The 9,946-nt window shown below is 73.2% G+C and carries 8 protein-coding genes; 4 read left to right on the top strand and 4 right to left on the bottom strand.

Going from position 1 to position 9,946, the window contains the following annotated elements; genetic code table 11:
- The 3 genes from AB0C99_RS26145 to AB0C99_RS26135 form a co-directional block, all read left to right on the top strand.
- Nucleotides 1-663 (top strand): aminotransferase class III-fold pyridoxal phosphate-dependent enzyme (locus AB0C99_RS26145; RefSeq protein ID WP_362479606.1); only part of this gene is annotated, 663 nt, incomplete at its 5' end.
- A gap of 45 nt (nucleotides 664-708) precedes the next feature.
- Nucleotides 709-2,112 carry a dihydropyrimidinase gene (hydA, locus tag AB0C99_RS26140; RefSeq protein WP_362479603.1) on the top strand — a complete coding sequence of 468 codons (1,404 nt, stop codon included), beginning with the start codon at nucleotides 709-711 and terminating at the stop codon, nucleotides 2,110-2,112.
- Nucleotides 2,113-2,123: 11 nt separating this feature from the next.
- Entirely contained in the window at nucleotides 2,124-3,122 is a 999-nt protein-coding gene (locus AB0C99_RS26135; RefSeq protein ID WP_362479600.1) for a TIGR03842 family LLM class F420-dependent oxidoreductase, read from the top strand.
- Nucleotides 3,123-3,186: 64 nt separating this feature from the next.
- On the opposite strand, the gene AB0C99_RS26130 is transcribed toward AB0C99_RS26135, so the two are convergent.
- Nucleotides 3,187-5,190 carry an alkyl sulfatase dimerization domain-containing protein gene (locus AB0C99_RS26130; protein ID WP_362479597.1) on the bottom strand — a complete coding sequence of 668 codons (2,004 nt, stop codon included), beginning with the start codon at nucleotides 5,188-5,190 and terminating at the stop codon, nucleotides 3,187-3,189.
- A 274-nt stretch (nucleotides 5,191-5,464) separates the two neighbouring features.
- Here AB0C99_RS26130 and AB0C99_RS26125 point away from each other — a divergent pair, with 274 nt between their 5' ends.
- The gene (locus AB0C99_RS26125) at nucleotides 5,465-7,030 is read left to right on the top strand and encodes an AMP-binding protein (RefSeq protein WP_362479620.1); all 1,566 of its coding nucleotides are present in this window, start codon (nucleotides 5,465-5,467) and stop codon (nucleotides 7,028-7,030) included.
- A 63-nt stretch (nucleotides 7,031-7,093) separates the two neighbouring features.
- Here AB0C99_RS26125 and AB0C99_RS26120 read toward each other — a convergent pair whose 3' ends face one another.
- The 3 genes from AB0C99_RS26120 to AB0C99_RS26110 all read right to left on the bottom strand — a co-directional run bounded on the left by AB0C99_RS26120 (nucleotide 7,094) and on the right by AB0C99_RS26110 (nucleotide 9,922).
- A complete protein-coding gene (locus AB0C99_RS26120) occupies nucleotides 7,094-7,699 on the bottom strand; it encodes a TetR/AcrR family transcriptional regulator (RefSeq protein WP_362479595.1) in 606 nt (201 codons plus the stop codon).
- A 47-nt stretch (nucleotides 7,700-7,746) separates the two neighbouring features.
- On the bottom strand, nucleotides 7,747-8,682 hold the full coding sequence (locus AB0C99_RS26115) for a DUF4436 domain-containing protein (RefSeq protein ID WP_362479592.1): 936 nt from the start codon (nucleotides 8,680-8,682) through the stop codon (nucleotides 7,747-7,749).
- 70 nt (nucleotides 8,683-8,752) lie between these two features.
- Nucleotides 8,753-9,922, bottom strand: coding sequence for an agmatine deiminase family protein (locus tag AB0C99_RS26110; protein ID WP_362479589.1), 1,170 nt, complete (start codon nucleotides 9,920-9,922; stop codon nucleotides 8,753-8,755).
- Between the last annotated feature and the right edge of the window lie 24 nt (nucleotides 9,923-9,946).

Below are 9,946 nucleotides of genomic sequence, written 5' to 3'. Positions count from 1 at the left end.
CCCATCCAGGGCGTCGGCGGCTTCACCTCCCCGCCCGACGGCCTCTACGCGGCCTTCCGGCGCGTCCTCGACCGGCACGGCATCCTCTGGATCTCCGACGAGGTGCAGACCGGCTGGGGCCGCACCGGCGAGCACTTCTGGGGCTGGCAGGCGCACGGCCAGGCCGGACCGCCCGACATCCTCACCTTCGCCAAGGGCATCGGCAACGGCATGTCCATCGGCGGCGTCGTCGCCCGCGCCGAGGTCATGAACTGCCTCGACGCCTCCTCCATCTCCACCTTCGGCGGCTCGCCCGTCACCATGGCCGCCGGCCTCGCCAACCTGGCGTACCTCCTCGAACACGACCTCCAGGGCAACGCCCGCCGCGTCGGCGGGCTGCTCATCGAACGGCTGCGGGCCGCCGCCGCGGGAGCCCCGTACGTCCGCGAGGTCCGCGGCCGCGGCCTGATGATCGGTATCGAGCTCACCGAGCCCGGCACCGACCACGCCGCCCGGGACGCCGCCGGAACGGTCCTGGAGGCCGCCCGCGCCGGCGGGCTGCTCATCGGCAAGGGCGGCGGCCACGACACCAGCGCGCTGCGCGTCGCACCCCCGCTCTCGCTCACCGTCGCCGAGGCCGAAGAGGGCGCCGCCATCCTCGAACAGGCCCTCCGCTCCCTCTAGCCCACCCCACCAGACCGTCCCGTCCCGCCAGCAGGGGAGAAGTCCGTGAGCACCCGTACTCTCATCCGGGGCGGTCTGGTGATCACCGCCGCCGACGAGCTCCACGCCGACGTGCTGATCGAGGACGGCCGGATCGCCGCCCTCGCCGCCCACGGCTCCGACATCGCCGCCGGCTGGACCGCCGGCCGGACCATCGACGCCACCGACCGCTACGTCATCCCGGGCGGCGTCGACGCCCACACCCACATGGAACTCCCCTTCGGGGGCACCGCCGCCTCCGACACCTTCGAGACCGGCACCCGCGCCGCCGCCTGGGGCGGCACCACCACCATCGTCGACTTCGCCGTCCAGAGCGTCGGACGCTCCCTGCGCGAAGGGCTCGACACGTGGTACGCCAAGGCCGACGGCGTCTGCGCCGTCGACTACGCCTTCCACATGATCCTGTCCGACGTCGACGAGCGCTCCCTGCGCGAGATGGACCGGCTGGTCCAGGAAGGCGTCACCTCCTTCAAGCTCTTCATGGCCTACCCCGGCGTCTTCTACAGCGACGACGGCCAGATCCTGCGCGCCATGCAGCGGGCCGCCGACAACGGCGGGCTGATCATGATGCACGCGGAGAACGGCATCGCCATCGACGTCCTCGTCGAACAGGCCCTGGCCCGCGGCGAGACCGACCCCCGCTACCACGGCGAGGTCCGCAAGGCCCTCCTGGAGGCGGAGGCCACCCACCGGGCGATCCAGCTCGCTCGGGTCGCGGGCTCCCCGCTCTACGTGGTCCACGTGTCGGCGGAGGAGGCCGTCGCCGAACTGGCGGCCGCCCGCGACAAGGGCCTCCCCGTCTTCGGCGAGACCTGCCCGCAGTACCTCTTCCTCTCCACGGACAACCTGGCGGAGCCGGACTTCGAGGGCGCCAAGTACGTCTGCTCCACGCCGCTGCGCCCCAGGGAGCACCAGGCCGCGCTCTGGCGGGGGCTGCGCACCGACGACCTCCAGGTGGTCTCCACCGACCACTGCCCCTTCTGCTTCAAGGGCCAGAAGGAGCTCGGCCGCGGCGACTTCTCGAAGATCCCCAACGGACTCCCGGGTGTCGAGAACCGCATGGACCTGCTCCACCAGGCGGTGGTGGACGGGCACATCACCCGCCGCCGCTGGATCGACATCGCCTGCGCCGCCCCGGCCCGGATGTTCGGCCTGTACCCGAAGAAGGGCACGATCGCGCCCGGCGCCGACGCGGACGTCGTCGTCTACGACCCGGCCGCCACCCAGACCCTCTCCGCGGCGACCCACCACATGAACGTGGACTACTCGGCGTACGAGGGGAGGACGGTCACCGGCCGGGTCGAGACCGTCCTGTCGCGCGGCGAGATCGTCATCGAGGGCGACACCTACGTCGGCCGCGCCGGGCACGGCGCCTTCGTCCCCCGCTCCACCTGTCAGTACCTGAACTAGGAGAAGGCACCTTGGACTTCGGACTCGTCCTGCAGACCGACCCGCCCGCCTCGCAGGTCGTCGGCCTGATGCGCCGGGCGGAGCGCCACGGCTTCCGCTACGGCTGGACCTTCGACTCCGCCGTGCTCTGGCAGGAACCCTTCGTCATCTACAGCCAGATCCTGGAACACACCACCAAGCTGCGCGTCGGGCCCATGGTCACCAACCCCGGCACCCGCACCTGGGAGGTGACGGCCTCCACCTTCGCCACCCTCAACGACATGTTCGGCAACCGCACGGTGTGCGGGATCGGCCGCGGCGACTCGGCGATGCGGGTCGCGGGCCGCCGCCCCAACACCCTGGCCCGCCTCGGCGAGGCCATCGACGTCATCCGCGACCTGGCCGAGGGCCGCGAGGCGACGGTGGACGGCAACCCGATCCGCATCCCGTGGATCAAGGACGGCAGGCTGCCCGTCTGGATGGCCGCCTACGGCCCCAAGGCCCTCGCGCTCGCCGGGCAGAAGGCCGACGGCTTCATCCTCCAGCTCGCCGACCCGTTCCTCACCGAGTGGATGGTCAAGGCGGTCCGGCAGGCCGCCGTCGACGCCGGGCGCGACCCCGGCTCCGTGACGATCTGCGTCGCCGCCCCCGCGTACGTGGGCGACGACCTCGCGCACGCCCGCGACCAGTGCCGCTGGTTCGGCGGCATGGTCGGCAACCACGTCGCCGACCTCGTCGCCAAGTACGGCGAGCACTCCGGCATGGTCCCGGAGGAGCTGACCGCGTACATCAAGGACCGGCAGGGCTACGACTACTCCCACCACGGCCGCGCCGACAACCCCGACACCACGTTCGTCCCCGACGAGATCGTCGACCGCTTCTGCCTCCTGGGCCCCGCCGAGGCCCACGTCCGCAAGCTGCGCCAGCTGAAGGACCTGGGTGTCGACCAGTTCGCCGTCTACGCCATGCACGACGATCGCGAGGGCACCATCGACGCGTACGGCTCCGAGGTCATCCCCGCCTTCCGCTGAGCGGCGCCCGGCGTGCCGAGGCCGGCGCCCCCGGGGGAGGGCGCCGGCCGGTGGAGCCGTCGGATCAGGGGGTGGTGAGCCCGAACCAGTACCCGAAGGTGTCGAGCAGCGCGTCGAAGGTGTCCAGCGTGTCGAGGGTGCCCGCGTCGACGGTCAGCGAGCCGTCCGCGACCAGCTCCTCGGGCGTGGACTGCGCGATGGCGAGCCGGTTGAGGCCGTCGCGGGTGACCGTGTACACGGCGTCCGTGGTGGCGGGGTCGAGCGTGCCGGACTCCTGGACCAGGACGCCGTTGCGGACGCGCAGGGTGTACGTGGTGGGGTCGCCGGGGATCCCGTCGGTCACCGTGAGGCCGAGGGACAGCGGCTGCCCGGCCGCGTTCGGGCCGTTGAGCCGGATGCCGAAGTAGTCGAAGAGCATCTCCAGCGGCATCGCGGCCAGCACCGGCGGCGTGATGATCTGCGGCGAGGGCAGGGAGACCGGGCTGTCGACCGGGCGGACCCGCAGCTCGTTGGCGGCGGCCAGGTAGAAGTTGCGCCAGGGGCCGCTCTCCGCCTGGTAGCCGAGCTGCTCCAGCACGTCGGCCTGGAGGCCGCGGGCGGCGGAGTCGGTCGGGTCGGCGAAGACCACGTGGGTCAGGAGCTCGGCCGCGAACCGGTAGTCCTGCGCGGTCTTGGCGTTGTCGAAGACCGTACGGGCGATGTCCACGACCTTGTCGGCGCCGCCGAACGCGTCGACGTACCGGGCGCCGGCCTCCTCGGGCGGCAGCGTGTGCAGATGGGCCGCGTTGCCGTCGTACCAGCCGAGATAGCGCTGGTAGACCGCCTTGGAGTCGTGGTTGACCGTGCCGTAGTAGCCCCGGTTGAACCACTGCCCGGCCAGGGAGTCCGGCACGGCGCCGTCCATCTCCTCGCCGATCTCCGTCATCGTCAGGCCGTGGTTGGCCAGCCGCAGCGACTGGTCGTGCAGGTACCGGTACAGGTCGGCCTGCGAGGTGAGGAAGGAGCGGATGGTCTCCGGCGCGTCCTCGCTGTTCCAGCGCGGCCAGAAGTGCGAGGCGAACAGCGAGTCGGAGCGGTCCGCGTACCAGGCGGCGGACTGGACCAGGAACTCCGACCACGCCTTGGCGTCCCGGACCTGGGCGCCGCGCAGGCTGTAGAGGTTGTGCAGGGTCGGCGTCGCGTTCTCCGCCATGCACAGGGCGCGCACGTCGGGGAGGTAGAAGTTCAGCTCGGCCGGGGCCTCGGTGCCGGGGGTGAGCTGGAACTCGATGTTCACCGGCCCGAAGGCGTGCACGATGCCCGGCGCCGCGAGCTCGGAGGTCACCGTGAAGGTCGGCGCGAGCAGCCCCGAGGTGCCGATCGAGTTGCCCTTGCCGAGGCCCGCGTCCACCTGCCCCTGCTCCGAACGCTCCAGCAGCGAGCCGTACATGAACTGGGCGCGCCGCTGCATCGCGTTGCCCGCGTAGACGTTCTCGCTGACGGCGTGCTCCAGGAAGCCGTCGGGGGCGATGACCTCGACACCCTCGGGCAGCGCCCGGTCCGCCCACAGGCCCAGCACGCCGCCGTAGTGGTCCAGGTGGGAGTGGGTGAAGATCACGGCCCGGATGGCCCGGTCGTCGCCCCGGTGCTCCCGGTAGAGCGCGAGCGCGGCGGCCGCGGTCTCCTCGCTGATCAGCGGGTCGACGACGACGATCTCCCGGGAGGAGCCGGACGGGTCCTCCAGGAAGGTGATGTTGGACAGGTCCATGCCCCGGACCTGGTAGACGGCGTCCGTCACGACCTCGAACAGGCCCACGTTCATGTTCAGCAGCGCGTTGCGCCACAGGCTCGGGTTCACGGTGTCCGGCGCCTGCCCGGTCAGGAACCGGAACGGCTCCAGCGACCAGGCGGGCAACGGGCCGCCGCCGTCCTTCGCGACGGTGAAGTCGGCGGGCAGCGGGGCGACCAGCCCCCGCGCGGCGAACGCGGCCTCCGCGTCCGTGGCCGGGTCGGGGACGACGACGGCCGCGTTCAGGTCCCGCGTCAGCGGGGTGGCGGGCTGGGGCTGGGCACGATCGGGAAGAACCACGGGTGTTCTCTGCCTTTCGTCGGCTGGACGGAGGACTGGACGGCGGATCCGCGTCCGGGCAGCACGGCGGGACGCGGAATCGCGGACACGGTACGTGTCGATCCGTATGCGCACAGTAGGTTCCGCCCGGCGGGCGCCTGAAGCCCCGTTCCGGACAAAGCATCCGGCGGAACCGGCCGCTCCCGGGCGGCCCGGCGGGACGGCCGGCGGGATCACGCGTGGCGGGCGCCCCCGCGGGACAGGTTCCGGGGCGACCGCCCACGCCTCCGAAGGGATCCCCGTGTCCGCCTCGCCCCCGCCCGAGTTCCGCAACTACGTCGAGACCATCCTGGAAGGGCTGGCCCCGGAACCCGGCCGCGATGTCCTCGTCAGTGACGAACACCGCCTCACCGCGCCGGAGTTACGCTCACTCGTGTACCGGTTCGCCCGCGCGCTGCGCGAGCGCGGGATCGGCCCCGGCCGGACCGTGACGCTGCTGTGCGGCAACCTCCCGGAGACCGTGGCCGTCCGCTACGCCGTCAACCTCCTCGGCGCCCGCTTCAACCACCTCTACAACCGGCTCGCCCCGGACGTGCAGGCCCTGATGATGGCCGACGTCGAGACGTACGCGCTCGTCGTCGACCCCCGGCTCGCCGACCGGGCGGCCGGGCTCCTGCGCCGGGTCCCGCCCGTCGAGCACGTCCTGCTCCTGGACGGCTCCCCGGCGGGGCCGCTCTCCGGTGTCGGGGAGGACCTGACGGCCCTGGCCGCGAAGCAGCCGGGCACCCCGGTGACCGGCACCGCGCACCCCGACGACCTCTGCTTCATCCGGCACTCCGGGGGCACCACCGGCCATCCCAAGGGCGTACGGGGCACCTTCGGCGGGATGCACGAGGGGCTCGCCCGGACCCGGGAGCTGTTCAGCGGCACCGGCCGGCGCGACCTGGTCTGCACCCCGCTGTCCCACGCGGCGGGCTTCATCGCCGACGCCACCCTCTCCGCCGGCGGCACCGTCGTGCTCCACTACGCCTTCGACCCGGCCGACGTCCTCGCCACCATCGCCCGCGAGCGCATCACCAACCTGATGCTGCTGCCGCCCCTGCTCTACCAGGTGATCGACCACCCCGACGCGCCGGGCGCGGACACCTCCAGCCTCCGCCAGGTCACCTACGGCGGCACCCCCTCGTCGCCCGGCCGGATCGCCGAGGCGGTACGGCTGCTGGGCCCCGTCCTCCAGCAGGGGTACGGGCAGTTCGAGGCGGGCGCGGTCAGCGTGCTGACCGCCGCCGAACACGACCCCGACCGCCCGGACGTCCTGCGCACCGCCGGCCGCCCGGTGCCCGGCGCCGAGGTCGAGATCCGGGACGCGGCGGGCCGCGCGCTGCCCCCGGGCGAGGTCGGGGAGATCTGCGTCCGCTCCGGCCACGCCTTCGAGGGCTACTGGAAGAACCCCGCGCTGACCGCCGAGGTCCTGCGGGACGGCTGGGTCCACACGGGCGACCTCGGCCGCCTCGACGAGCGCGGCTACCTCTCGGTCGTCGACCGGATCAAGGACATGATCGCCGTGGTCGGCGGCCATGTGTACACCACCGAACTGGAGGACTTCCTCGACACCCACCCGGCCGTCCGGCACAGCGCGGTCTACGGCGTGAAGGGCGACGGCGGCCACGAACGCGTCCACGCCGCGATCGTCGCCGCCCCCGGCGCCGAGGTCTCGGCGGACGAGCTGCGGGCCTGGGTCCGCGAGGGCCGGGGCCCGATGTACGAGCCCGAGGTCGTCGACTTCCTCCCCGCCCTGCCGCTCACCGACGCGGGCAAGCCGGACAAGAAGCTGCTGCGGCTGCGGGCGACGGGCGGCTGACGGGGGCTGACGGGCGGCTGACGGGCCCCCGCGCCGTCCGGGCGGTCGGGGCCGCCGCCCGGGTCAGGCGTCCGGGGTCCAGGTCCGGTGCAGCAGGCCGAGCTCCACGCCGACCGCCTCCCGCATCAGCGCGCGGGCGTGCGTCACGGTCAGGGCGTCGGTCAGCCAGCGGGTGCTCAGCCCCTCCAGCAGGGCGGTCAGGCGCTCGGCGGAGGCCGTCAGGGTCGGGGCGGGGGCCGCCGGGCACGCCTGGGCGAGCAGCGCGGCGACCTCGTGCACCCAGGTGAGCCCGGCCCGCGCCAGGTCGGGGCGCAGCTCCGGCTCGAAGACGGCGCTGGCGCGCAGCTCGCCCCAGGCGGTGCTGTTCTCGCGGACCTCGGGGAGGTCCTGGAACTCCAGCAGCAGCGAGCGCTCCAGCTCCAGCCGGGGGTCGTACGGGCCGTCCGGCTCCGCGCCCTCCGCCTCGGCGGTGTAGCGGTCGGCCCGGTCGCTGATGAACTCCAGCGTGTGCCGCAGGATGCCCGCCCGGTCCTTGAAGTGGTAGTAGACCAGCGCGGTGGAGACCCCCGCCTCGGCCGCCAGCTCCTCCACCCGCAGCCCGCGGACCCCGCGCCGGGCTATCACCCGGGCGGCCCCCTCCAAAATCGCCGTTCGGCGGTCCGTCGCCACGCGCTCCTCCTCATTGTCCGGGCGATTGTCTCATGCTGACTGAAAGTTCAGTTGAGAATCGGAGAGGTGGGCGGAGCGGGCTCGTCGGCGGGCGGCTCGGGGTCCCCGGCCGGCGGCGCCGGGTCCTCGATGGCCGGCTCGGCCCTGATCCCGGCCACGACCACCACGATCAGGCAGGTCGCGACGACCGACTCCGCCCAGAGGAAGGCGAGGTAGTCGAGGAGGGAGCCGATGGGCGGGGCGCCCGGGGCGGTGTTGCGGAAGGCGGCCAGGGCGAACAGGGTGGCGGCCATCCAGCCCAGGGCCGGCCAGGTCAGGCCCTTGCGGCGGGTGACGAGGTACCAGGCGCCGATCAGCACGGCCACGGCCAGGGCCCACATCGCCGCCATCATGAAGACGGCGAAGACCAGCACGCTGTTGGAGCGGGCGAGCCCGATGTCGAAGACGGCGACGCCGTCGCTCTCGGCCGCGTCCACCCCGGCGGCGAAGAGCGCGTCGGCGTTGCCGAGCCGCATGTGGACGGGGACCTTCTCGCCGCCCACCGTGGCGCCGAACTCCAGCGTCGTCGCGTACGAGTCGAAGGGGTAGTCGGTGATCGGCCCGCCGGTCAGCGCCACCGGCACGTCCCGGGTGGAGATGCGGCTGTGCGCGGGGAAGGACAGGTCGCCGCCGGTGGACGTCGAGGTCTGCACGACGAGGTCCTCGGCGGGGGAGATCCCGCCCGCCTCGGCGAGCGCGCCCCTGGGGGTCACCAGCACCCGCAGCACCAGCTCCCGGCCGGAGGCGTCGACGCGCTGGACCGTGGCCTCGACGTCCACCCGGTCGGGCGCCCGCCCGCCCGCCGTGTACACCGTGTCCAGGTCCTGCCGCTCGCCGAACTGCAGCCAGGCGCCGACGGTGACGGCCGCCGCCATGGCGAGCAGGATCAGGGCGGTGACCAGGGTCCGCCTGCGCGGACGCCGACGGCGCCGGTTCTCGGACACGGTGACTCCGGGGTGTGCGTGGGGGCGTGGGGGGCGGGGCCGCGCGGAGGCGTACGGGTGCGGGCCCGGGTCAGGCGGCGGGCTTGCCCGGCTGGTCGTGCGTGGAGCAGTGGATGCCGCCGCCGCCCGAGGCGATGGTGTCGATCGGCACGGCGACGATGTCCCGCTTGGGGAAGTGCTCCTGGAGGATGCCCTTGGCGGTCGCGTCGGCCTTGCGGTCGCCGAAGCGGGGCATGAAGACGGCGTCGTTGGCTATGTAGAAGTTGGCGTACGTGGAGACGAAGTCGTCGCCCTCGCCGGTGATCCGGTCCAGGTCGGGCTGGGGCAGGTCGATGATCTCGAAGCGCCGCCCGCGCGCGTCGGTGGCGCGGGACAGCACCGACTTCGCCTGGTCGGCGGAGCGCGACCAGGAGTCGGCGGGGGTGCTCGGGTGGGCCCGGTCCAGCAGCACGACGCCGGGGGCGGTGAAGCGGACGAGGCTGTCGACGTGCGCGTCGGTGATGTCCTCGCCGCGGACGCCCGCGAGCCAGATCACCTTGTCCAGGCCCAGGGTCTCCTTGAGCTCGGCCTCGATCCGGTCGCGGCTCTTGCCGCGGTTGCGGTTGTCGTTGACGATCGAGCTCTCGGTGATCAGCAGGGTGCCCTCGCCGTCGGTCTCGAACGAGCCGCCCTCGGCCACCAGCGGCGCCTCCTCGCGCCGGATCCGGTACTTCCCGAGCAGGGTCTCGCCGACCAGGGCGTCGTTGTCGTGGCGCTGCTTGTCGCCCCAGCCGTTGAAGTTGAAGTCGACGCCGGTGACGGCGCCGCCCTCCTCGACGAAGACGGGGACCGTGTCGCGGGCCCAGAGGTCGTCGACCTCCAGCGGGATGACCTCCACCTGGGAGCCGCACGCCCGCTGGGCGGCCTTGACCTGGTCGCGGCGGGCCATCATCACGACCGCCTCGTACTCGCCGACGGCCCGCGCGATCCGGGCGATGTCCTCGCGCACGTACCGCAGGTCCTCCTCCCAGACCGACTCCAGGGCCGGCCAGGACATGAAGGTGCGGGTGTGGCTCTCCCACTCGGCGCCCAGGCGGCGCCCGCCCGCCGCGCGGGAGCCTGTGTCCTTGGCCGGGTCCGCGCTGCCCGCGGCCCCGGCCAGCCCGGGGTCGGAGGGGCCGCAGGCCGAGGCGCCGAGGACGAGCGCGCCGATGCCGGCGAAGGCGCGGAGGGTGGAGCGGCGGGAAGGGAGGAAGGTCACGGTGGACTCCGAGGTGGGGGGAGA

It is taken from the genome of Streptomyces sp. NPDC048659 (genome assembly GCF_040650575.1).
Taxonomy (GTDB): domain Bacteria; phylum Actinomycetota; class Actinomycetes; order Streptomycetales; family Streptomycetaceae; genus Streptomyces.
The sequence above is the reverse complement of the archived record's forward strand: the minus strand, read 5'-3'. Positions and strand labels throughout refer to the sequence as shown.